The organism is Pseudomonas sp. Z1-12 (genome assembly GCF_051132015.1).
GTDB classification, from domain to species: domain Bacteria; phylum Pseudomonadota; class Gammaproteobacteria; order Pseudomonadales; family Pseudomonadaceae; genus Aquipseudomonas; species Aquipseudomonas zanjanensis.
Genome location: NZ_CP071647.1, coordinates 1,578,037 through 1,601,731, shown reverse-complemented (window position 1 = coordinate 1,601,731; position 23,695 = coordinate 1,578,037). Strand labels below are relative to the sequence as shown.

The following is a 23,695-nucleotide window of genomic DNA, read 5'->3' as shown; positions in this document are numbered from 1 at the left end:
TGGACAGAACATAATGCTTTCGTGGATGAGTCCGGAAACTCATGCTGCCGGGGAATCAGCGCCATGTGCTCAATTAATGGTGTTCGCAGCTCTGCAAACCTTGCACCTGCTCAAGCCGTCTGGACAAGGAGGAATAAATGGGAAGCAAAATCCCAGAGGCCAGGAATGCTTCTGGAGCAAAAATCAGTGCACTGCAGTATGAAAGCAGCCCCGTAGGACTGCTATCTTGCCCCTCCAATGGCTGCGCTGCGCGCCTTTCCTTCGTCAAGCGACACGACAGACGATATGCTACCAAAACGATTGAGGTGGCTCCCTGCTTCAGGCTGAAGAAGCAGTCCAGCCACGATCCGAACTGTAAATATAATCTTAGAGGCCAGCTTAGCGTCATCGCTAAAGAGTCATCTTCAGACCTATTTTCGGCTATCTCAGCATCGAAATTTGAATTTCGCCTTCACATACTGATCAAAGCACTGTGGGAGCTTGATGATACCGAAGTAGAGGCTAGGGCGCGCGGCTGGGGATCGCCGGAAGCGAAAAACAAAGCGTATGGAAATAAGGGCCGTCTTACCAACTATCTTAAAACGCTCGGTCAGATACTCGAACTGCGGGCATTATGTGAAGACAATGACGAGCTAAAAAATCTCGTCACGCTGAAATCCAAAGAAATTACCATCCCATGGAACAAGTTCTATTTCGATCACAGCAACCTCGGCGATTTCATTCGATGGTACGGTACAGATACCCTGACAATCCCGTTGGCTATCGCCGGGTATGTCCAAGACATCCGCCTTCCTAGCGATCGTTTCCCGTATCACGTAGCGGAGCTCACATCTCCCTTTGTTGAGTCAGACAAGGACGGTGTTGTCCGCAAACCGGTGCCTCAAGTCATTTTAAAGCAGTCCGCACTCGCCTCCCTGCTCAAGCGCCATCACGAATACATTTTTTTTGGGCAGTGGAAAGCGCGAGTTCGACAAACGAGGGGCCGTGAAGATGCCACTCAGACTTGGCTTTTTGAAAATATAGAAATGTACATCGATCAAGCGGATCATTTCATCGAGTGCTGACCAGGGCGTTACCCTGCCCAACGCATAAAACAATGCAAGCGGAGCGCGCATGCCACCGGCCGTAGGCGTGAGGATGGAAGCACGCGAGGGCCAAGACACGCAGTGGCTTGGTACACGACAGAGTCCCCGGAGAGGCACGCAATGAACTGTCAATGCCCGACTTAATCTCCAAAGCCGCACTCACTGGTAGTCCTCGACGGCTAATCAGAAACGCGAAATCACAAATCCTTCTTCTCTTCCGTCAGCTCAACGTCACCCAGTGACCCCAAGTGAATTCGTCGACAAGGTAGCTCTAGAAGGAGACCATGCTCAACAAGCATTCGAGGAACCTCCCAAAGCCCCCAGGTGACTTCCCAAGGTTCCGTGACATCAGACACGGCCTTGGCAACGAATGCGCCAAGGTCGAAATCTTGGGTCGCTACAAACGGCCCTTCCCGGCTGTACGACTCAAAGATACCGGACGCCACTGTGACGACCTCGCCTTTCTTCAGGAGCATGAAGCCACCTTGATCCCAAACTCACAACAGTAGGCCGAGACTCCCCCCTCCCGGGTGAAATATCACTGCAAGATCCGAGGGGTCGGATGGTATTGCCCTTTAGTAGCACGCAAAAAATCACGCAAGCTGGCGCGGCCATTTTGGCGCTGAAAAGTCGCCAAGACATAACGGCTATTTTCCGTTGTCATCACCCAAAACCTGCCTTCACGCTCGACTTTGATCACATCAGAAGTCCGAATCAGATGGCCGTCACCAAACCGCCCATATTGATCTTTACGCTTGTGGCCAAAAACAACACCGATTCCTGCGCGAGACCTGATGGAAACACCGCAGAGATAGGCGGTCACTGGCACATCAAAACCTTGTTCCTGGGCTTTGATTATTCGTTTGAGATCAAAATCTGTGTGGCGCTTTCCGTGGAAATTCACATCTATAGTGTCGAGCATCACTGCGCTCCGGTGCTATTCCGCAAGGCGTTATCAGGAATTCCGCACGGAACCAGACGCGTTGGTATCGTGCAAGATTGTTGGTAATTTTCAGACTGATCGAATCATGCTCGAGAGAAAGATCGGGCGAAGGTCTGTTAGCAAATCGATTTGAAAGTCTGGTCGGTGAGAGCTGTGGTAGAAAGCTCCTCCCTCAACCTCTATTAAGCAGACCTCAAAATCACCGTCGTAGCCGAGGGATACTTTAGTTACGCGCTCCATGTCCCACCCGGCACCTTTATTCATCCATGCGGGGGTCATGACCTGAACATCTGTTATCTCTCGTTCAGCGCTCTGAGTGACGAGCATGCTTTGCAACCTGTGCTCCCCCTCAATCATGTCAACGAATTCAGTGCTGCGACCTTGGTCAGTCAAGCGAACAGTAAGGTGATACCAGTGAGTTCTGAGAATCCGTGACACGCTATGCCAATGCGCAAGGCCTTCACCAAAGATCCCCGGGACGCCGATAAGATCTGAGTCTTGTGTTCTGAACATCAGGTGCCTCAATTTTCTGCGGACGCAAAGCAGCCCGGTCGGTAATTCAAAATAGAGAGAAAATCTCTTTGATGGTTGCTGACTTGCGATGTCCCGGCCCGAGAAGGACGTAGACGGAATTCCGAGTTTCGAACAGAAAGCCGTCGTTGAACGCAGTACCCATACTCGAGCGCACCCAATGGCCTGGCTCAAAACGCCTCTGTTCATCGTCGACAACTTTGTGGGCAAACATAAACATTGGCTGGCAGCCTGCGGCGGTTATCTTCGCTCGCTCTTCGTCGGTGACGATGGCGTCTAGGATGATCCACTCCTCGACGACGCAAAGGGGGAGATACTTGTAGTGTTTCCTGGCTGCGAGGATCACACGCTCAAGGTCTAACTCGGAGCCGGCCAGATCAACCCCCTCCCCCAGCAGTCCTTCGGATAGTGGGCTTCCCATCTCACAACCTCGCATTTAATTTCACATAAATTGCAGGCACAAAGACCTTGCCGCCACATTGAGGAGTATATTCGTTTGTTTGGCGATAGGCAAACGCGGCATACATCTTTGTTTTTGGGGACTTGTCATGTCGCTCCGCCAATCCTTTGCGGAAGTGCTCCAAACGCTGCGCCAAAGCAAAGGGAATACGCAGCGCTCCATGGCTTCCAGCCTGGATCAAACAACCATCAGCAAAGTGGAGAGCGGTAAGCACTCGGTGACCTTGGATATGAGCCAAAAATTGGCTTCGGCGCTTGATCTTGAGCTGACTGCGCTGATTGCTTTGACAGTTTCTCGCGACAGCAATCGCACACCTCGAGAACTCCTTCTCGCTGCTCTAGCCGAGATCGAAGCCCTCGGCTTGGCTGATATCAATCATCCCTCTGTACCTGAAAACAAGGTTCCGCCCAACGTCGCCTCGGCGCGGAGGAAATGGCAGGCAGTACAGGAACTGAAGGGAAAAGGGCTTACGCAAGGTGAGGCTGCTAAACAACTAAAAATGCCTGAATCTACATTGCGTCGTTTCTGGCATCAGGTATCGAAAGACTGATCATCAGCGCCGCATCGGACGACTCATTATCTCTGGTATCTATGACGACATTCAGGTGTGCAGATGCAATTTTTCGCCGATTTGCCACGAGATATGAAGGCCAAGGCTAGAGCCACGTAGGCCTGTCTTGCCTTAGTGATTTGCTGAATTTCTGGGAATTCCAATGGCGGCCATTGCTGAGAGGATGAGACGCGCCGGACATGCTACGCTTCGCGAGCATCGGTGGTTGTCCGTTTCTGCCTACAAAAATCCAGACAGCTTCATTTTCGCCCTAAGCCCGGTTTTACTGGGCTGTATGCTGTCCATATTCTAAGAAGCTCACTATTAGAAGGGTTCGACAAGACCATCGTCTCGATCCCCACCTGGCGCCTGATGTCCGAGTCGTTCAAGAATTGGCGCGGCATGCAGCAGTCTGGCGGGCGAAGGATCAAGCGCAGCCTGTTCATCGACGCGAGCGGCGTGCGTTTCCTGCATGACGAGGAGGAACAACGCCTGACCCAGGTCCGCCTGCTGACCGACTACATCAGCCGCAAGCAGGCCGAGCTCAAGGCCTGGAACGAGGCCCAGGGCAACGTCGCGGCGATGTCGGCCAACCGCCGGCGGATGACCAATCTCGGCACCTTCCGCGCCTATGCCCTGGCCTATTTGAAAAGCCACCCGGAGATCCAGCCGAACATGACCTGCATGGTCCGGCAGATGCAGACCACCGCCCAGGGCATCCCGCTGGAAATCTACTGCTTCACCCGCACCACCGCGTGGGCGGACTACGAGCGGATCCAGGGGGACATTTTCGATTACCTGCTGGCGGTGATGCCGGAGTTCGGATTGAACCTGTACCAGCAGCCGAGCGGCACGGACCTGCGCTCGGGGCTGCTGCCGGCGGTGCTGGGGGCGAGCCACCTGCCGGAGCCGCAGAAGCAGGTGCTCTAAAGCCAACCCCATTCCCCTGTGAGAGCAGGTGCTCTAAAGCCAACCCCATTCCCCTGTGGGAGCGAGCTTGCTCGCGATGGCGGTGCATCAGAAACATAGATGCTGACTGATACTCCGCCATCGCGAGCAAGCTCGCTCCCACAGGGGTTCAGTGTGAAGGCTGGGGTTTGCGTACTCCCAACCGACTGATCCACACCGCCATCAATATCACCGACCCACCCAGCATCAACCGCCCCAACGCCTCGTGCTGGTTCCAGATCAGCAGGTTCACCAACAGCCCCACCGGCACGTGCAGGTTGTTCATCACTGCCAGCGTCCCGCCGTTGACCAGGCACGCGCCCTTGTTCCACCAGTACAGCCCCAATGCGGTGGAAACCAGCCCGAGGAACACCAGTACACCCCATTGCAACGGGGCTTCGGGCCAGAAGTCTGGCTTGCCGAACAGCAGGAACGCCGGCAACGCCACCATCAGCGCACCGAGATAGAAATAGCCGAAACGCCGGTAATGCGGCAGGTCGCTCGGGTGACGGGCCACCAGGTGTTTGTAGAGCACCTGCCCGGCGGCATAGGTGAAGTTGGCCAGTTGCAGCAGCAAAAAACCCATGAAGAAATCCGGATTGATCCGGTCATAACGAATCACCGCCGCACCGGCCACGGCCACCAGCGCCGCGATCAGCGCCCAGGGATTGAAGCGACGGTTCAGCGCGTCTTCGATCAAGGTCACGTGCAGGGGCGTGAGAATGGTGAAAAGCAGCACTTCCGGCACGGTCAAGACCCGGAAGCTCAGGTACAGGCAAACGTAGGTCACACCAAACTGCAAGGCGCCAATCAACAGCATGCCGCGCATGAATGACGGCTCCACCTGGCGCCAGCGCGTCAGCGGGATGAACACCAGTCCCGCCAGCACCACGCGCACCAGCACCGCGAAATAACTGTCCACATGCCCGGCCAGGTACTCGCCGATCAGGCTGAAGGAAAACGCCTGGATCAAGGTCACAAACAGTAGATAGCCCATACCGCCCCTCGTTTCGAATGGCGGCGAAGATAGCGGTTTTGAACGGCGGGAGCGAGCTTACTTGCGATGGCGGAATGTCAGTCAGCATTTATATTTCTGACCCACCACCATCGCGAGCAAGCTTGCTCCCGCAGATCCCCCACTAACTTGGAGTTTCATCCACGACCCAAGGATTGGCCTGGCACTGGCGCCGATGGTTGGCAGCACGCTGAAGCACACGGGTCAACGCCTGAAAGTTCGCCGGTTTGGTCAGGATGTCGTCGGCACCCGCGGCCCTGAAACGTTCTATCTCGCTGGAAAAGGCGCTCGCGGTGAAGGCCACGATATAGCAGGTATCGCCCCCCGGGAGTTCACGGATGCCATGGATGGCCTCCAGTCCGTCCATGACGGGCATGTTGATGTCCATGAAAATGATCTCCGGCGTCGAAACCCTGCACTGATCGACCGCCTCTCGCCCGTTGGATGCCAAGTCGGGTACATAGCCCAACTCTTGTAGCATCGCCATGGCAACTTTCTGGCTCACTGGGTGATTTTCCACCAGCAGGATATCCAGCGGGTAATCCTCGGCAAAAGAGGCGTCGAAACTCACCGCGGCGCGATCGTTTCCGAGGGGTATTTCCGAGACTGAAAAAAGCGTTAGGGGAAGCGAGAAGCAAAACGTCGATCCAACCCCAGGCTGGCTGGTAAAGGACAAGGTCCCCTGCTGCGCCTCGATCAGTGTTTTGCAGATGGAAAGCCCCAGCCCACTCCCGGTAAAACCTTGGCTGACCGGCTCTTTAAACTGGGCAAAGGGCCTGAACAGACTGTTCTGCCGCTCAAGGGGAATGCCAATGCCGGTATCGCGGATGGAAAAGTCGAGCCGGGCTTGATGGCCGTGACCGATGGTGGAGACCGTGAGCGAGACCTCGCCGCTTTCGGTAAACTTGACGGCGTTGCCCAGCAAGTTGATCAATATTTGGCGAAGGCACTCGATATCGGTTTTGACCAAGGGCGGTACGTCCGCAGAGACCTTGGCCTCAAGGACGATTGGTTTACCCTGGATATTTTGTCGGATCATTTCAAGACTGGATGAAACCAGTGTTCTCACATCGAACACACAAGGCTTCAACTCAAGTTTGCCCGCTTCGATTTTTGCCAGATCGAGAATGTTATCAATAAGCGACAACAGTGTTCGCCCACTGCCATGAATCGTTTTTAACAGGCGGCGCTGCTCAGGATTCAGTTCGGACTTCGCCAGCAGCTCGGTCGCGCCGATGACGCCGTACATAGGGGTGCGAATTTCATGGCTCATGGTGGCCAGAAACCGGGTTTTAGAACGATCCGCCTCTTCGGCGGCATTTTTTGCCTGATTCAATACCTGTTCATTGACTCGCAGTTGCTGGACATGCGTACGCATGCGCAAAAGGATTAAAGCGAGAAATACCAAAATGGCCAGGATGATATGGTAGAGGGAGTCATGACTGAGTTGTTGGTAGTACTCCGCCAAGGTAATTTCCGCCCCGACAACGTACACCGTACCGTCTTGTGATTTCAGAGGTACAAAGACCGCGCGAAAATCCCCCCAATGATCCGAGTAATCAATCCAGGTTGGCTCGCTGCGTTTGAAACTGTCGAGTAAGGCTTGGCTGGCATCGGGATACGGATCGAAGAAGCGCACGAAATTCCCCGCTTGGATTTCTTCCTTCGATGCGCTGGAGCTGACCAGATAAGCCTCTCCACCTCGCTGGATCACGCTATAGACAAAAGCAGTGCCCATGGACTCGTTGAAGCTGGAGAGCCGCTCGATGGTATCCCAGTCTTGCGCCTGGGATTTGGAATGTTTATCGACCAGATTGTCATGGTAACGGTCGCCGAGGATGGCCGAAGCGCCCAGCGCGGCATGCAGCAATTTATTGTTGATATTGTCAGTAAGGACGCTTTGCGTCTCGACATAGAGATAGTAGATGTAGCCACTCGCCCCTAAGAGATAGGCCAGGAATAAGGCCCATGTTTTCCGTTTGACGTTGAACATATCACAGTCTCCCTACTGTAATTGCGCGCAGAAATTACCACAGCAGGCATCGAAAAATTTGCCAATCCGGGTGACGCTACGGCCTGATCATTTCAAGTGCTCAGGACTTGAAAGACCGTCCATCTTAAGGCCGTTTTTTCCATTTCCCCCCAAAAAAAAAGCCCGATCCCGCTAAAGCGTTCGATCGGGCTGATGCACTCAGGAGCATTCGCAGTGCAAAGGGAGGTTCGATGCGCAAAACGGTTTGAAGGGAAGCGCCAAGCCACTAGACCACCTGGCGATTATCCGAGGATTAACGGATCAGGCGACCTGGGACAGTTTGGCGTTGGCCTGATTCAACCCTTTCTCCTGGAAGTCGCCGCCCAGGTTCATGCCCTCGGCATGGATGAAGGTCACGTCGTGGATCCCGATGAAGCCCATGACCTGGCGCAGGTAGGGTTCCTGATGGTCGGTGCTGCCACCGGCGTGAATGCCGCCCCGGGCGGTGAGCACGAAGGCGCGCTTGTCGGCCAGCAGGCCTTGGGGACCGGTGGGGGTGTATTTGAACGTCACGCCGGCACGCAGCACGTGGTCGAGCCAGGCTTTCAGGGTGCTGGGAATGGCGAAGTTGTACATCGGTGCCGCCATGACCAGCACGTCGGCGGCCAACAGCTCATCGGTCAGTTGGTTAGAGCGTTCCAGCGAGGCGTTCTCAATGTCGTTGCGCTGCTCGGCCGGCTTCATCCAACCGCCCAGCAGATTGGCATCCAGGTGGGGCACCGGATTGATGGCCAGGTCACGAACGCTGATTTCGTCGGCCGGGTGCGCAGCTTTCCACTGGCTGATGAAGGTTTGGGTCAGTTGACGGGAAACCGAGTCTTGCTGGCGGGCACTGCTTTCGATGATCAGAACGCGGGACATGGCTTGTAGGCTCCATCTGAGAATGTTGTCAGTCGATGGAGTGAAGGTTAAACGTGAGCATATCGATGAAAAAGCGCAAATAACTGCTGTAATGCATCGATATTTTCGTTTATAAGCGGAGCAAGCAATATCAAATGCCCCGCTGCCGGCCTATTTCGGCTGACAGGTCAGCTTGATGCGCAGCTTGATGATGTTGCGGTTGAACTTGGCCGTGGCGTTCTTGAACTTGCCGGCGGCGACTTCGATCTTGCGGGTGCGCGGTGCCTCGGGACCGTTGCGGAACACGACGGTGCAGGCCGCGTCGGTACTGCCGTAGTTGTTGACCTGGATGGAACCGATGTCGGCATCGGTGTCATAGGCGGTGTAGTCGATGCTCAGGCCGTTGAGGTGTTTTTCCACATCGATCGGGTAGGCAAACGCGGTCAGTGGCAGCAAGGCCAGCACCGCACAACAGATTTTCTTCATTCGGCAGTCTCCACCAAGGGACCGCCAGCTTAGGACAAGAGGAGCTCGATATGAAAGCGCCCCGCGTGACCCTGGATCAATGGCGCACCCTGCAGGCGGTGGTCGACCACGGCGGTTTCGCCCAGGCCGCCGATGTGTTGCATCGCTCCCAGTCGTCAGTGAGCTACACCGTGGCCCGCATGCAGGATCAACTCGGCGTGCCGTTGCTGCGCATCGATGGGCGCAAGGCCGTGCTGACCGAAGCCGGCGGCGTGCTGCTGCGCCGTTCGCGGCAATTGGTGAAACAGGCCAGCCAACTGGAAGACCTGGCCCACCACATGGAGCAGGGCTGGGAAGCGGAAGTGCGCCTGGTGGTCGACGCGGCCTATCCCAACGCCCGCCTCGTTCGCGCCTTGACCGCGTTCATGCCGCAAAGCCGCGGTTGCCGGGTGCGGCTGCGGGAAGAAGTGTTGTCGGGTGTCGAAGAAGTGCTGCTCGAAGGCGTGGCCGACCTGGCCATCAGCGGTTTCAGCATTCCCGGCTACCTGGGGGCGGAATTGAGCGATGTGGAATTCATCGCGGTGGCCCACCCCGAGCATGCCCTGCACCGCCTCAATCGCGAACTTAACTTCCAGGACCTGGAAAGCCAGTTGCAAGTGGTCATTCGCGACTCCGGCCGCCAGCAACCCCGGGACGTCGGCTGGCTCGGCGCCGAACAACGCTGGACCGTGGGCAGCCTGGCCACCGCCGCGAGTTTTGTCGGCAGCGGCCTGGGTTTCGCCTGGCTGCCCCGGCACATGATCGAGCGGGAACTCAAGGAAGGCGTGCTCAAGCCTCTACCCTTGGAACAGGGAGGCAGCCGCAATTCGACCTTCTATCTTTTTTCAAACAAGGAAAAACCCCTGGGGCCGGCCACGCAAATCCTGATCGAACTGCTGCGCACCTTCGACACCGCGCCGCTGGATGCGCCATACGCCGCCCCTGAACAAGCCTGACAAGGACTTCGCCGATGGCCTATTTCGAGCACGAAGGTTGCAACCTGCACTACGAGGAATACGGCCACGGCGCGCCCGTGGTGCTGGTCCATGGGCTGGGCTCCAGCACTCAGGACTGGGAAAAGCAAATCCCGGTTCTGTCCGCCCACTACCGCCTGATCGTAATGGATGTGCGCGGCCACGGCCGTTCCGACAAGCCCCGCGAGCGCTACAGCATCGCCGGTTTCAGCGCCGACCTGAGCGCCCTGATCGAACATCTCGGCCTGGGTCCGGTGCATCTGGTGGGCTGGTCCATGGGCGGCATGATCTGTTTCCAATTGGCGGTCGATGAACCCGAACGGGTCAAGAGCCTGTGCATCGTCAACAGCGCGCCGCAGGTCAAAGTCCGCACGCCCGACGATTGCTGGCAGTGGTTCAAGCGCTGGAGCCTGATGCGCCTGCTCAGCCTGGAGACCATCGGCAAGGCCCTCGGTGCGAAGCTGTTCCCCAAACCTGAACAAACCGAGTTACGCCTGGAAATGGCCCGACGCTGGGCAAAGAACGACAAACGTGCTTATCTCGCCAGCTTCGATGCGATCGTAGGCTGGGGCGTCCAGGAACGACTTTCACAGGTCGCCTGTCCAACCCTCGTCATCTGCGCCGACCATGACTACACCCCGGTGGCGCTGAAAGAAGCCTATGTAAAGCATCTGCCCAACGCACGGCTGGTGGTCATCGCCGATTCACGGCACGCTACCCCGCTGGATCAACCCGAACGCTTCAACCAAACCCTGCTCGACTTTTTGACCGCAACCGATTCCACCACTCAGGATCACTGACCCCATGCTGAAAAAAATCGTCCTCGCCGCCGGCACCGTACTGTTCGCCGCCAACCTGATGGCCGCGACGCCCGCCAAGGCACCGCATGTATTGCTGGACACCACCAACGGCCAGATCGAAATCGAACTGGACCCGGTCAAGGCCCCCATCAGTACCAAGAACTTTCTTGAGTATGTGGACAGCGGCTTCTACACCAACACGATTTTCCACCGCGTGATCCCGGGCTTCATGGCCCAGGGCGGCGGCTTCACCCAGCAGATGCAGCAGAAAGACACCAAGGCGCCGATCAAGAACGAAGCCAGCAATGGCCTGCACAACGTGCGCGGCACCTTGTCGATGGCCCGCACCTCCAACCCGGATTCGGCCACCAGCCAGTTCTTCATCAACGTGGCCGACAACGCCTTCCTCGACCCGGGCCGTGACGCTGGCTACGCGGTGTTCGCCAAGGTGGTCAAGGGCATGGACGTGGTGGATATCATCGTCAACTCCCAGACCACCACCAAGCAAGGCATGCAAAACGTGCCGATCGACCCTGTGATCATCAAGTCGGCCAAGCGCATCGACTAAAACCCACAGGGCAAGCCTGAGCGGCGCCGGCGACCCCGCGCCGCTCACAGCAATATAAGGAGAGCCCTGCCCGGGCTATGTACCCATGGTTTACCGCCGTTTTGAGAAACTGATCGACATCTTTCGCGACGCCCCAACCTCGGCCCCGCCGGACCGCGTCCTGCCCTTCTACACGTATTACCTGAAACAGGTCTGGCCAAGCTTCGCCGCGTTGCTGGTAGTGGGCCTGATCGGTGCGCTGATCGAGGTGGCGCTGTTCAGCTACCTGAGCCGCATCATCGACCTGACCCAGGCAACGCCCAGCGCGGATTTCTTCAAGCTCCACGGCCTCGAACTGGCCTGGATGGCTGTTGTGGCCCTGGTTTTTCGGCCCATCTTCGTGGCCCTGCATGATTTGCTGGTGCACCAGACCCTGAGTCCCAGCATGACCAGCCTGATCCGCTGGCAGAACCACAGCTACGTGCTCAAGCAGAGCCTGAACTTTTTCCAGAACGATTTCGCCGGACGCATCGCCCAGCGCATCATGCAGACCGGCAACTCCCTGCGCGACTCGGCGGTGCAGGCCGTGGACGCGCTGTGGCACGTGCTGATCTACGCCATCAGCTCACTGGTGCTGTTCGCCGAAGCCGACTGGCGCCTGATGATTCCGCTGCTGATGTGGATCGCCTCGTACATCGGCGCACTTTATTACTTCGTGCCACGGGTCAAGGAACGCTCCGTGGTGTCCTCCGATGCCCGCTCCAAGCTCATGGGACGGATCGTCGACGGCTACACCAACATCACCACCCTGAAGCTGTTCGCCCACACCAATTTCGAACAGCAATACGCCCGCGAAGCCATCGAGGAGCAGACTGAAAAAGCCCAACTGGCCGGCCGCGTGGTGACCAGCATGGATGTGGTCATCACCACCATGAACGGGCTGCTGATCGTCGGCACCACGGCCCTGGCCCTGTGGTTGTGGACCCAGTCGCTGATCAGCGTCGGCGCCATTGCCCTGGCCACGGGCCTGGTGATTCGCATCGTCAACATGTCCGGCTGGATCATGTGGGTAGTCACCGGCATCTTCGAAAATATCGGCATGGTCCAGGACGGTTTGCAGACCATCTCCCAGCCCGTCAGCGTCACCGACCGCGACGAGGCCAAGCCGCTGGCGGTGGCCCAAGGCGAGGTGCGTTTCGAGCATGTGGACTTCCACTATGGCAAGAAAAGCGGGGTCATCGGCGACCTGAACCTGGTGATCAAGCCCGGCGAGAAAATCGGCCTGATCGGCCCGTCCGGCGCGGGTAAATCCACCTTGGTCAACCTGCTGCTGCGCCTCTACGACGTACAGGGCGGGCGCATCCTCATCGATGGCCAGAATATCGCCGAAGTCGGCCAGGAAAGCCTGCGCGAGCGCATCGGCATGATCACCCAGGACACGTCGCTGCTGCATCGTTCGATTCGCGACAACCTGCTCTACGGCAAGCCCGACGCCACCGATGCGCAACTCTGGGAAGCCGTGCACAAGGCCCGGGCCGATGAGTTCATCCCGTTGCTGTCGGACGCCGAAGGCCGCACCGGCTTCGATGCCCATGTGGGTGAGCGCGGTGTAAAACTGTCCGGTGGCCAGCGCCAGCGCATCGCTATCGCACGGGTGCTGCTCAAGGACGCGCCGATCCTGATCATGGACGAAGCGACGTCAGCGCTGGACTCGGAAGTCGAGGCCGCGATCCAGGAAAGCCTTGAAACCCTGATGCAAGGCAAGACCGTGATCGCCATCGCCCACCGCCTCTCCACCATCGCCCGGATGGACCGCTTGGTGGTGCTGGAAAATGGCCGCATCGCCGAGACCGGCAGCCATGCCGAGTTGCTGGCCCATGGCGGGTTGTATGCACGGCTGTGGCAGCATCAGACGGGTGGATTCGTGGGGATCGACTGATCTCTACCAGACACCACTGACCCTGTGGCGAGGGAGCTTGCTCCCGCTGGGGCGCGAAGCGCCCCCAAAATCTGAGTTCCAACACAATAAATACGTTGGACACCCAGCCTTATTGGGGCTGCTGCGCAGCCCAGCGGGAGCAAGCTCCCTCGCCACAGGGATCCGCTTTGAGTCCGCAATACTGAAAAATTCTGTCCAGGATCCATTTAGCCCACGCAGCCACCCCATACTCCCCGCCGACCACGGCCAAAACCGCCACAGTCCCTGACTCTGGCGGTTTTTTCATGCCGCTGGATTTGTCGATAAATCCTGCTGTACTCAGCCCAGGTTCTGGAGATGAACCTGTCGTAATGCTGCTGGGATGCATAACCGAATATCACGACTGTTTTTTCAAGGATGCTTATGTCTTTACTCAAACGTTCAACGACTGAGTTGTTGGGTACGTTCTGGCTGGTGCTGGGCGGCTGCGGCAGCGCGGTATTGGCCGCCTCCGGGATTGGCGTGCTGGGGGTGGCCCTGGCCTTCGGCTTGACGGTATTGACCATGGCGTTCGCCATCGGTCATATCTCGGGTTGCCATTTGAACCCGGCCGTTTCGCTGGGCTTGTACGTGGGGGGTCGGTTTCCAGCCAAGGAGCTGCCTGCCTACATCATCGCCCAAGTTATCGGCGGGGTGCTGGCCGCCGCGTTGATCTACTTCATCGCCAGCGGCAAGGAAGGTTTTGACCTGGCGGCGTCCGGCCTGGCCTCGAACGGTTACGGCGAGCATTCGCCCGGTGGGTATTCGATGGCGGCCGGTTTCGTCACCGAACTGGCAATGACGGCGATGTTCATCCTGATCATCCTCGGTGCCACCGATAAACGCGCGCCGGCCGGGCTAGCACCGATTGCCATCGGCCTGGCCCTGACGCTCATTCACCTGATCTCGATCCCAGTCACCAACACATCCGTCAACCCGGCCCGCAGCACCGGCCCGGCGCTGCTTGTCGGCGGCTGGGCCATCGAGCAACTGTGGTTGTTCTGGGTGGCACCGCTGTTGGGCGCCATCATCGGTGGTGTCTCGTACCGCTGGCTGGGCCAGGAAAACCGCTGAGTTATTCCCGCAAAAATCAGCACTGCCGATAAGGCAGTGCTGTTTTCGCTTCTTCGGCATACGCCAGCACGCTCTCCTGCTCCCTCATGAGGAAATCCGCCACTGCCGCCTTCAAGCCCGGGTGGCGCAGGTAATGCCACGAGCGAGTAATCACCGGCTCGAACCCGCGAATCAATTTGTGCTCACCCTGGGCACCGGCGTCAAAGCGCTGCAAACCGTGGGCAATCGCATAATCCATGCCTTGATAGAAACAGGTCTCGAAGTGCAGGCGGTCGAACTCTGCCAGGCAACCCCAGTACCGCCCGTAGAAACTGTCACCGCCCACCAGGCTGAACGCCATCGCCACCGGCCGTGAACCTTGCTTGGCCAATACCACGCGAATGGCCTCGGGCATGCGCTCGGCCAGCAAACTGAAGAATGTCCGGGTCAAGTAAGGCGCCTGCCGTCGTATCGCGTAGGTATTGGCATAACAGGCGTAGACAAAATCCCACTGCGCCTCGTCCAGTTGACCGCCTTCCAGCCACTCGAACTCAATGCCCTGCCCCGCCACCTGCTCGCGCTCCTTGCGCATCTGCTTGCGCTTGCGGGAACTGAGGGCATCGAGAAAATCCTGGAAGTCCCGATAACCGCGGTTTTGCCAGTGATATTGGCAGCCAATCCGCTGCAGCCAGCCTTCTTGCCCGGCAAGCGCCGCGTCGGTGAAGGCATCGGTGAAGTTGATATGAGCGCTGGAAAGCCCTTCGATTTCCAGGTATCCGGGCACGCTGCCCAGCAACTCCAGGCCGTCCTCCACCCGCGCCGCCAATAGCCGGGGGCCACTGACCGGGCTGAACGGCACCGCTGTCAGCAGCTTGGGGTAATAGTCGATGCCGGCGCGGGCGCAAGCGTCGGCCCAGCCGTGGTCGAACACATATTCACCGTAGGAATGCCACTTGCGGTAACTGGGCAAGGCCGCCAGCAGCCGACCGTCTTCAATGTGCAGCAAATGCTCGGCTTGCCAACCGGATTGCGGGCCCAGGCTGGCGCTGTCTTCCAATGTGCTCAGGAAGGCGTGGCGCAAGAAGGGTTGGTTGGCGGGCACCAATGCGTCCCACTCCAGAGGCGCGATGGCGGACAGGCTGTCCAAGACGTGAAGCGGCATGCGGTTCCTCGAGAGCCAAACGATGGATGGAACGAGTATCGCCGATCCTGACCGGGCGCACATAAAAAAACCCCGCCGGGGCGGGGTCGAAAGGAGCATTAACGGATGAAAGTGCAGCGGTGTATCAAGTCAAAACGTTTTAGAACACGTACTGGGCACGGACAACAAAACCGTCGCCATCGTCATCGCCATTGGCGTTGGTGACTTTGTCGGTCTTGGCCTTGACGTAGGCGCCGGTGATTTTCACCGCTTCGTTGGCGTACCAGTTCACGCCCAGGTTGTGCACCTTGGCTTCGGCATCGCCGACTTCACGGGTTGCCGAGGCAGTGGTGATGTTGTCGTCTTCGACGGTCATGCTGTCGAAGCGGTAGAACACTTCCCAGGCGCCGATGGATTTGTTCTGAGGCTTGATGGCGTCGAACTTGCCGACTTTATAGCCACGGGATTCACCGGTGATGGTGTAGGCACCCTGGACGTAGAAGCCGTGGCCTTTGAGGTCTTCGAAGGCGTCGCTGTCAGCCTTGGTCTTGCGGGAGATGTATTCACCCTGGATCGACGCTGGGCCCATCGCGAAAGCGGCTTCCAGGCCGAAGGCGGTGTCGGTGTCGTAGGAACCGGCCGGCGAGTTGTTGGCGCCGCCCAGGACCGGACGGTTACCGTTAGGGCCGGCATCGTTGCCGCCCAGGGTTTCAACGCCACGCATGCCCAAGCGGGAGCGGTAACGCGCGTCGAATGCGGTGTCCGAAACGTCGCGGGAGGCCACGTTCAAACCGAAGTGCAGCACGTTGCCGGCTTCGTGCATCGGGGCAAACACGAAGCGACCGTTGGCTTGCTTGATGCTGTTGCCGTCGGTGTCGTCGGTGTCTTTGCTGAATACACCGGCCGAGGCGTAGAACGAATCAGCGAAGGTGCTGGAAGCCTGGATGCCCAGACCGTTCTGATGGCCGTTGGCCCAGTCGATCAGGTCATAGGCGGCGTTACGCTCAGGCGCGGTTACCCACTTGGAACTGGTGGCTTTTTCCAGGCCGAAGTCGGGGTCGAAGCGACCGACTTTGATCGAAACGGGCTTGAAGCCGTTATAGGCCAGGGACGCTTCGTCGAAGTAGCCGTTATCGGAGTCGCCGCTGTTGTGGGCGAAATCGTAGTTGATGGTGTAGGCCCAATCCGTGTACAGCACACCCGACAGCTCCAGGAAGCCACGACGGATGTAAGCCGCATCGGCCTTGTCGCCATTGTCGGTGTAGATACCGTCGAACTGGCTGTAGTCAGCCTGCAAACGACCGCCGAGCTTGAAGCTGAACTCTTTGTCAGTGGTAGCGACCTCAAGGCCGCCCTTGGTTTTGACCACGATATCGGCGCCGTCGGTGGTGACGGTGCCGGCGAAAGCCTGGGCGGTTACTGCCATTGCCAGTGCGCTGGCGGCAACACCTGCGAAGTGCTTACGGATCATCGAAGAATTCCCCTGTTGGTAGTCTATGCGTTAGAAAACACGCGGAACTGGGCCCGCTGGTGTTGGGAGGGGATCTTGGCGGCCGGTTGTGTCAGGCGAGTTGCTATCACATAAAGATTTTATGACAGCGGAACTTTTTACTTCGAATGGGAATAACCAGTTCAACCATGGAGAACCTGTGGGAGCGAGCTTGCTCGCGATAGCGGTGGTTCAGTCGGCAGTGATTTGACTGATACACCGCTATCGCGAGCAAGCTCGCTCCCACAACGGGTCGGTGGGTGTATCGAGAGGTTCAGCGGCTGTTTTTGCGGCGTTCGGCGGCGAGTTTCTCGGCGAGGTGATCCAGGTCGGGAACCGGTGGCTGCGGCAGTTTTTTGAGGGTCGCCTGCATCAAGCGCATCTGGCGGATGAACCGTCGGCAATTGGGGCAGAACATCAAGTGATGGCGCACCAGCAGGCGTTCACGAAAACTCAGTTGTCCGTCGAGGTAGTCGCTGGAGCGGGCCACTTGTTCCTTGCAGGTCAGCATTCGCCGGTTTCCTCGAAATGTTCAACAGTCGCGAAGACCTTCAATCGGGCGCGATGCAACAGCACGCGTACATTGGAGAGCGAAATGTCCAAAAGATTACAGATTTCGTCCAACTCCAGGCCCTGTTGTTCCCGCAGGGTCAGCACGCTGCCTTGCAGTTCCGACAGGCTGAGCAAGGTGTGTTCCAGGCAATCACGTAATTCACCCTCGGTGAGCAGCGCTTCGGGCGTGTCCTGGTGCCAGGCGAACGGCGCCAGCAGCCAGTGGCCGTCAGCGGCGAAACGCTCATCGCCAAGGGTGCCGTGGGGCGCCGGAAGGTCGTCGAGCAACACTTCCCGCCGGTTCTGTTTGTAACGTCCCTTGGCGGCGTTGGCCGTGATGGTCAGCAGCCAGGTCTTGAGGCTGGAACGTCCCTGGAAACCATTGAGATTGCGCACCACCGACAGCCACGCGTCCTGCACCACTTCGTCGGCATGGCGGCTGCCGACGATGGCATAGGCCACGGCGCGCATAGGACTCTGGTAGGCGCTGACCAGTTCCTTGTAGGCCTGCTGCTCACCGGCCAGGAGGCGTTGGAGCAGGAGGGTGTCGTCGGTGACTGTCATTCAACATCCCAAGATCTGCTTGACTGCAATGCTTCTGTGGCGAGGGAGCTTGCTCCCGCTCGGTTGCGCAGCAACCGCAAGATATTGGGGGTCGCTTCGCAACCCAGCGGGAGCAAGCTCCCTCGCCACAAAAGCTTCCCCCACAGCAAGCGCCCTTGCCCAAAATCTGGACCAGACCAGATCAATGCTTACGCAAAATCACGCTGCCAATCGAATAACCGGCGCCAAACGAACTAAGGACAGCAACCGAACCGCTGGGCAGGTCGTCCTGGTAGGTGTGGAATGCAATCACCGAACCGGCCGAACTGGTGTTGGCGTAGCGGTCGAGAATCACCGGGGCTTCCGCTTCGGTGGCTTCGCGCCCCAGCAGTTTGCGCACGATCAGATGGTTCATGCTCAGGTTGGCCTGGTGCAGCCAGAAACGTTTCACATCGCCAACGCTCAACTGGTTCTCTTCCAGGTGGGCACCGATCAGTTCGGCCACCATCGGACAGACATCGCGGAACACCTTGCGGCCTTCCTGGACGAACAGTTTGTCGCGGCTGCCCATTCCCTCTTCCGCGGTGCGGTTGAGGAAGCCGAAGTTGTTGCGAATGTTGTTGGAGAACTTGGTCAGCAGCTTGGTACTGACCACGTCGAACTGGTACGGCGAGGTCGCCAGGTCGGCGCGTTCGATGATCACGGCAGTGGCCGCGTCGCCGAAGATGAAGTGGCTGTCGCGGTCACGGAAGTTCAGGTGGCCGGTGCACACTTCCGGGTTGACCATCAAGATCGCCCGGGCCTGGCCCAGTTGCACGCTGTTGGCCGCGGCCTGGATGCCGAAGGTTGCCGAGGAGCAGGCCACGTTCATGTCGAAACCGAACCCTTCGATGCCCAGGGCTTCCTGGACTTCGATGGCGATGGCCGGGTACGCACGCTGCAGGTTGGAGCAAGCGACGATCACCCCGTCGATGTCGGCGGCCGTACGGCCGGCGCGCTCCAGGGCCTGTTTGGCGGCGCCGACGGCCATTTCGCAGAGCACCGACCACTCATCGTTGGAGCGCTCGGGCAGGCGTGGGGTCATGCGTTGCGGATCGAGAATACCGTCCTTGTCCATGACAAAGCGGCTCTTGATGCCGGAAGCCTTTTCGATGAACGCGGCGTTGGATTCGGTCAAGGCCTCGACTTCACCACGCTCGATGGCAGCGGCGTTATCAGCGTTGAATTGGGCGACATAGGTATTGAAAGATTGCACCAGTTCTTCGTTGGAGATGCTGTTGGCCGGGGTGTACAGGCCGGTGCCGCTGATGACGACGTTATGCATGGGTCGTGTCTCTGATCTGTTCAGGCAGAAAGTATTGGCACCGACGTACCAACACGCAAAGGGACTTTTCCCATCCGGGGAAGCAGCCCTGGCATCGCTTTATTCCGATCCGCCCGTGGCATTGAAGCTCAAAACCACGGAACCGGCATTTATAGGCGCGAAGTTTGCCATAAACGCTGGGGTTTGGCCCATTCTCCATTCACTTCAACATCCTACCCTGTGGGAGCGAGCTTGCTCGCGATGGCGGTGTATTAGTCAACATCAATGCAGGCTGAACCACCGCTATCGCGAGCAAGCTCGCTCCCACAGGGCTTCACAGGGGGTTGATGGTGTGTGCCATCACCCCTCCACCAACCCCCACTGCTTGCCCAGGCGCTTGTCGGAAATCGGCACCTTGGTGCCCAACTGCTGGGCAAACAGTGACACCCGGTATTCCTCCAGCCACCAGCGGTACAGCTCCAATTGCGGGTCGCGCTTGCCTTCCTGGGTGTGTTTGCTGGCGCGGGCCTGGTATTGGGCCCAGAGGTTCGACAATTCGCCGCTCCAGACCCGGTCCTTCTGCACTTGGCTACCGAGCTTCTCGAAGCGTTGCTCGATGGCCTTGAGGTAGCGCGGCAGTTCCTTGAGCCATTGGTGCGGGGTTTCCCGCACGAAGCCTGGGTACACCAGGTGGCTGAGTTGCTGCTTGATGTCGTTCAGCGCCACGGCCTGGGCCAGGTCGATCTTGCCCTTGAAGCGTTTTTGCAGGCTGTGCCAGAGCTTGAGGATGTCCAGGGTCAACTTCGCCAGGCGTTCGGCGTGCTCGGTCCAGCCGCCGCGCTTGCGCTCGGCCAGGGCGGCCAGGGCGGCGCCGTCACGGGGCAGGCTCGCTTCACCTTCGAGCACGCAGCTGTCGAGGCTGGCCAGCAGAATGTCTTCCACCAGGCCGTCGATACGGCCCAAGTCGCGGTACAGCAGGCCAAGCTCCGTCAGCCCCGGCAACTTGCCACGCAGAAACTTGGCCGACTCGGCCAATTGTTGCATCAGCAAGCGCTGCAAGGCGCGGCGATGCTGGAATTCGGCTTCGGCTGGCGTCGGGAAACGCCCTTCCTTGACCACGCCGCCCTCTTCCACCAACGCCGGGTACACCGTCATCGACAGCCCGGCGATCTTCTGTTGAGTTTTCTCGGCCACCGGCGCGAAGACCTTCGCCTCCACCGGCGCCTGGCTTTTCGCTGTTTGTGGCACGGCCAAGGCCGCCTGGCTGGCCTCGGCAAAGCGTGCCGTCAGCTCGCCCAGGTCGCGGCCTTCGCCGAGGAACTTGCCCTGGCCGTCGACGATTTCCAGGTTCATGCGCAGGTGGCTTTCGACCTGCTGGGCCGCTTCGGCCCAGGCTTCGTCGCTGACCCGCGCCCCGGTCATGCGCAGCAGCTCACGGCCCAGGGCCTGCGGCAACGAGCCCTCGGCGAAGGTGATGCGCTGCAACGCCGCCTTGACGAAATCCGGCACCGGCACGAAGTTCTTGCGCAGGGCCTTGGGCAGGTTGCGCACCAGGGCGATGCACTTGGCCTCGATCATCCCCGGCACCAGCCATTCCAGGCGTTCCGGCGGCAGCATCGGCAGCAATGGCGCCGGAACCCGCAGCGTCACGCCGTCACGGGGATGGTTGGGCTCGAAGTGATAGCTCAGCGGCAAGGTCAGGTCACCGACGCGCAAGGTGTCGGGGTACTGCGTGGCGGTGACTTCGCTGGCTTCGCGGGCCAGCACGTCTTCCTCGCGCATGATCAGCAATTGCGGGTCTTTCTGGCTGTTGATCCGGTACCAACTGTCGAACGTCGCGGTCTGGTGGATCTCCGCCGGCAGGCGCGCGTCGTAGAACGCAAACAGGGTTTCTTCGTCGGCCAGGATGTCGCGGCGACGGGCCTTGGCTTCCAGCTCGTCGAGCTGCTCCAGCAAGCGGGTATTGGCCCCCAGGCACTTGGCCTTGGACTGGATCTCACCGCGCACGAGCGCTTCGCGGATGAACAGCTCACGGGACACCACCGGGTCCACCGGTCCGTAGTGCACCGGTCGGCGACCGACGACGATGAGCCCGAACAGCGTGATCTGCTCATAAGCCACCACTTGCCCGCGCTTCTTCTCCCAATGGGGTTCGAAGTGGTTTTTCTTGATCAGGTGCCCGGCCAGCGGCTCGATCCAGTCCGGTTCGATCTTGGCCACCATGCGCGCGTACAACTTGGTGGTTTCCACCAGCTCGGCGGTCATCAGCCACTGCGGACGCTTCTTGCCCAGGCCCGACGAGGGGTGGACCCAGAACCGCCGTTGGCGAGCGCCGAGGTAATCACCGTCCTCGGTTTTCTGGCCGATCTGGCTCAACAGCCCCGACAGCACCGCCTTGTGCAGTTTCGGGTAATCGGCCGGGTCTTTGTTGAGGCTCAACTGCATGTCGCGGCAGATCAGGCTCAACTGGCGATGGGAATCGCGCCACTCGCGCAGGCGCAGGTAGTTGAGGAAGTTCTTGCGACACCAGTTGCGCAGCGGGCTGGCGGTCAGGGCCTGGCGCTGCTCTTCGAAACCGCGCCACAGGTTGACCAGCCCGGCGAAGTCCGAGTCGACGTCCTTCCATTGGGCGTGGGCCTGGTCGGCCGCTTGTTGCCGTTCCGGCGGACGCTCGCGCGGGTCCTGGATCGACATGGCGCTGGCGACGATCAGCACTTCCTGGAGGCTGCCCAGCTTCGCCGCTTCCAGCAGCATGCGGCCCATGCGCGGGTCCACCGGCAGGCGCGCCAACTGCCGACCCAGTGGGGTCAGCTGACTGTTGCGGTCCACCGCCGAGAGTTCTTGCAGCAGGTTGAAACCGTCGCTGATGGCCTTGCCATCCGGCGGCTCGATGAACGGGAAATCGGTGATCTCGCCGAGGCGCAGGTGCAGCATCTGCAGGATCACCGCCGCCAGGTTGGTGCGCAGGATTTCGGGATCGGTGAATTCCGGCCGTCCAAGAAAATCTTCTTCGCTGTACAGCCGCACACAGATTCCCGGCTCGACCCGTCCGCAGCGTCCCTTGCGCTGGTTGGCGCTGGCCTGGGAAATGGCCTCGATGGGCAGGCGCTGGACCTTGGCCCGATAGCTGTAGCGGCTGATGCGTGCGGTACCGCTGTCGATCACGTAGCGGATGCCCGGCACGGTGAGCGAGGTTTCGGCGACGTTGGTCGCCAACACCACGCGACGGCCCGGGTGGGACTGGAAAATCCGCTGCTGTTCGGCCGGCGACAATCGCGCATACAACGGCAAGATCTCGGTGTGCTTGAGCTGGGCCTTGCGCAGCATTTCCGCGGCGTCGCGAATCTCCCGTTCGCCCGGCAGGAACACCAGCACATCCCCGGGGCTGCGGCGCTCGCTGCGCTCGTAGGCGGCGATTTCGTCGAGGGTGGCGAGGATAGCCTGGTCGACGGTCAAGTCGTCCTCGACCCGGTTGCCCTCCTCGTCCTGCTCCAGGGTCAGCGGGCGATACCAGGTTTCCACCGGGAAGGTACGGCCCGAGACTTCGACGATCGGCGCGTCATCGAAGTGCTTGGAAAAGCGCTCCAGGTCGATGGTCGCCGACGTGATGATGACTTTCAGGTCCGGGCGACGCGGCAGCAGGGTCTTGAGGTAGCCAAGCAGGAAGTCGATGTTCAGGCTGCGTTCGTGGGCTTCATCGACGATGATCGTGTCGTAGCGCTCGAGGTAGCGGTCATTCTGGGTCTCGGCCAGCAGAATGCCGTCGGTCATCAGCTTGATCAGGGTGTTGGCGTCGCTCTGGTCTTCGAAGCGCACCTGATAACCCACCAGCGCCCCCAACGGCGTGGCCAGTTCCTCGGCGACGCGGCTTGCTACGCTGCGGGCGGCGATCCGGCGCGGCTGGGTGTGGCCGATCAAGCCATGCTGGCCACGACCGATTTCCAGGCAGATCTTCGGCAACTGGGTGGTTTTGCCCGAGCCGGTCTCGCCCGCGATGATCAGCACCTGGTGCTTGAGCAGCGCTTGCTTGATTTCGTCGCGCTTGGCGGCGATCGGCAAATTATCGTCATAGCGGATCACCGGCAGGCTCGCCTTGCGCGCCAGCACCTGATCGCACGACGCCTGCATGCGCGCCACCCACTGGGCCAGCTTGGCCTCGTCGGGCTTCTTGCGCAGCTCGAGCAACTGCCGCCGCAACCGGTAACGGTCGGCGAGCATGGCGTGGTCGAGGTTCTTCAGCAGTTTGTCGATAGCGGGGGCTTGGTCAGTCATCAGGTACGCAAGGGTCGTCGGTTTGAGCAAGGGGGCGATTGTCGCAGATTTGCGGCTATTGCGCCGAGCACACAAAACAGCCCCACCGCCATACCCTTGTGGGAGCGAGCTTGCTCGCGATGGCGGTGTGTCAGTCGACATTCATGCTGGTTGGTC

20 protein-coding genes and 1 pseudogene are annotated in these 23,695 nt (G+C 59.3%); 8 read left to right on the top strand and 13 right to left on the bottom strand.

Annotated elements, in window-relative coordinates; genetic code table 11:
- Nucleotides 1–137: 137 nt before the first annotated feature.
- Nucleotides 138–1,064: a hypothetical protein gene (locus J3P85_RS07155; RefSeq protein ID WP_434603087.1), complete on the top strand. Its 927-nt coding sequence runs from the start codon at nucleotides 138–140 to the stop codon at nucleotides 1,062–1,064.
- 218 nt (nucleotides 1,065–1,282) lie between these two features.
- Here J3P85_RS07155 and J3P85_RS07150 read toward each other — a convergent pair whose 3' ends face one another.
- The 3 genes from J3P85_RS07150 to J3P85_RS07140 all read right to left on the bottom strand — a co-directional run bounded on the left by J3P85_RS07150 (nucleotide 1,283) and on the right by J3P85_RS07140 (nucleotide 2,980).
- A complete protein-coding gene (locus J3P85_RS07150) occupies nucleotides 1,283–1,561 on the bottom strand; it encodes a hypothetical protein (protein ID WP_434603086.1) in 279 nt (92 codons plus the stop codon).
- 62 nt (nucleotides 1,562–1,623) lie between these two features.
- Nucleotides 1,624–2,007 carry a hypothetical protein gene (locus J3P85_RS07145; RefSeq protein ID WP_434603085.1) on the bottom strand — a complete coding sequence of 128 codons (384 nt, stop codon included), beginning with the start codon at nucleotides 2,005–2,007 and terminating at the stop codon, nucleotides 1,624–1,626.
- Between the two features lie 580 nt (nucleotides 2,008–2,587).
- Nucleotides 2,588–2,980, bottom strand: coding sequence for a DUF6957 family protein (locus J3P85_RS07140; RefSeq protein WP_434603084.1), 393 nt, complete (start codon nucleotides 2,978–2,980; stop codon nucleotides 2,588–2,590).
- Between the two features lie 127 nt (nucleotides 2,981–3,107).
- Here J3P85_RS07140 and J3P85_RS07135 point away from each other — a divergent pair, with 127 nt between their 5' ends.
- Both J3P85_RS07135 and J3P85_RS07130 read left to right on the top strand, forming a co-directional pair.
- Nucleotides 3,108–3,569, top strand: coding sequence for a helix-turn-helix domain-containing protein (locus tag J3P85_RS07135; protein WP_122740274.1), 462 nt, complete (start codon nucleotides 3,108–3,110; stop codon nucleotides 3,567–3,569).
- A 330-nt stretch (nucleotides 3,570–3,899) separates the two neighbouring features.
- Nucleotides 3,900–4,499: pseudogene (locus J3P85_RS07130) on the top strand (mechanosensitive ion channel family protein); the annotation flags it as partial.
- 148 nt (nucleotides 4,500–4,647) lie between these two features.
- Here the strand turns inward: J3P85_RS07130 and J3P85_RS07125 are convergent.
- From J3P85_RS07125 to J3P85_RS07110, 4 genes are all read right to left on the bottom strand, one after another.
- Nucleotides 4,648–5,514, bottom strand: a complete 867-nt coding sequence (locus J3P85_RS07125) for a carboxylate/amino acid/amine transporter (RefSeq protein WP_434705337.1) — start codon at nucleotides 5,512–5,514, stop codon at nucleotides 4,648–4,650.
- A gap of 142 nt (nucleotides 5,515–5,656) precedes the next feature.
- The gene (locus J3P85_RS07120; protein WP_434705336.1) at nucleotides 5,657–7,525 is read right to left on the bottom strand and encodes an ATP-binding protein; all 1,869 of its coding nucleotides are present in this window, start codon (nucleotides 7,523–7,525) and stop codon (nucleotides 5,657–5,659) included.
- Nucleotides 7,526–7,825: 300 nt separating this feature from the next.
- Complete coding sequence (locus tag J3P85_RS07115; RefSeq protein ID WP_122566133.1) at nucleotides 7,826–8,425, bottom strand: FMN-dependent NADH-azoreductase; 600 nt, start codon at nucleotides 8,423–8,425, stop codon at nucleotides 7,826–7,828.
- A gap of 150 nt (nucleotides 8,426–8,575) precedes the next feature.
- Nucleotides 8,576–8,890 carry a 3-phosphoglycerate kinase gene (locus J3P85_RS07110; protein WP_434705335.1) on the bottom strand — a complete coding sequence of 105 codons (315 nt, stop codon included), beginning with the start codon at nucleotides 8,888–8,890 and terminating at the stop codon, nucleotides 8,576–8,578.
- A 50-nt stretch (nucleotides 8,891–8,940) separates the two neighbouring features.
- On the opposite strand from J3P85_RS07110, the gene J3P85_RS07105 reads away from it, so the two are divergent.
- The 5 genes from J3P85_RS07105 to aqpZ all read left to right on the top strand — a co-directional run bounded on the left by J3P85_RS07105 (nucleotide 8,941) and on the right by aqpZ (nucleotide 14,260).
- Entirely contained in the window at nucleotides 8,941–9,864 is a 924-nt protein-coding gene (locus J3P85_RS07105) for a LysR family transcriptional regulator (protein WP_434705334.1), read from the top strand.
- Nucleotides 9,865–9,878: 14 nt separating this feature from the next.
- Complete coding sequence (locus J3P85_RS07100) at nucleotides 9,879–10,682, top strand: alpha/beta fold hydrolase (protein ID WP_434705333.1); 804 nt, start codon at nucleotides 9,879–9,881, stop codon at nucleotides 10,680–10,682.
- 4 nt (nucleotides 10,683–10,686) lie between these two features.
- On the top strand, nucleotides 10,687–11,250 hold the full coding sequence (locus tag J3P85_RS07095) for a peptidylprolyl isomerase (RefSeq protein ID WP_186730631.1): 564 nt from the start codon (nucleotides 10,687–10,689) through the stop codon (nucleotides 11,248–11,250).
- A gap of 85 nt (nucleotides 11,251–11,335) precedes the next feature.
- Nucleotides 11,336–13,168, top strand: a complete 1,833-nt coding sequence (locus J3P85_RS07090; protein ID WP_186704596.1) for an ABC transporter ATP-binding protein — start codon at nucleotides 11,336–11,338, stop codon at nucleotides 13,166–13,168.
- Between the two features lie 402 nt (nucleotides 13,169–13,570).
- Nucleotides 13,571–14,260, top strand: coding sequence for an aquaporin Z (gene aqpZ, locus J3P85_RS07085; RefSeq protein WP_434571762.1), 690 nt, complete (start codon nucleotides 13,571–13,573; stop codon nucleotides 14,258–14,260).
- Between the two features lie 16 nt (nucleotides 14,261–14,276).
- Here aqpZ and J3P85_RS07080 read toward each other — a convergent pair whose 3' ends face one another.
- The 6 genes from J3P85_RS07080 to hrpA all read right to left on the bottom strand — a co-directional run bounded on the left by J3P85_RS07080 (nucleotide 14,277) and on the right by hrpA (nucleotide 23,539).
- Entirely contained in the window at nucleotides 14,277–15,401 is a 1,125-nt protein-coding gene (locus J3P85_RS07080) for a GNAT family N-acetyltransferase (RefSeq protein ID WP_434705332.1), read from the bottom strand.
- A 139-nt stretch (nucleotides 15,402–15,540) separates the two neighbouring features.
- Nucleotides 15,541–16,851, bottom strand: coding sequence for an OprO/OprP family phosphate-selective porin (locus J3P85_RS07075; RefSeq protein WP_053120140.1), 1,311 nt, complete (start codon nucleotides 16,849–16,851; stop codon nucleotides 15,541–15,543).
- 292 nt (nucleotides 16,852–17,143) lie between these two features.
- Nucleotides 17,144–17,380, bottom strand: coding sequence for an anti-sigma factor family protein (locus tag J3P85_RS07070; protein WP_434705330.1), 237 nt, complete (start codon nucleotides 17,378–17,380; stop codon nucleotides 17,144–17,146).
- A complete protein-coding gene (locus J3P85_RS07065; protein ID WP_434705329.1) occupies nucleotides 17,374–17,985 on the bottom strand; it encodes an RNA polymerase sigma factor in 612 nt (203 codons plus the stop codon). The genes J3P85_RS07070 and J3P85_RS07065 overlap by 7 nt, the downstream gene beginning before the upstream one ends.
- Nucleotides 17,986–18,166: 181 nt before the next feature.
- Nucleotides 18,167–19,288, bottom strand: a complete 1,122-nt coding sequence (locus J3P85_RS07060) for a beta-ketoacyl-ACP synthase III (protein ID WP_250965619.1) — start codon at nucleotides 19,286–19,288, stop codon at nucleotides 18,167–18,169.
- A 339-nt stretch (nucleotides 19,289–19,627) separates the two neighbouring features.
- A complete protein-coding gene (hrpA, locus tag J3P85_RS07055; protein ID WP_434705328.1) occupies nucleotides 19,628–23,539 on the bottom strand; it encodes an ATP-dependent RNA helicase HrpA in 3,912 nt (1,303 codons plus the stop codon).
- Between the last annotated feature and the right edge of the window lie 156 nt (nucleotides 23,540–23,695).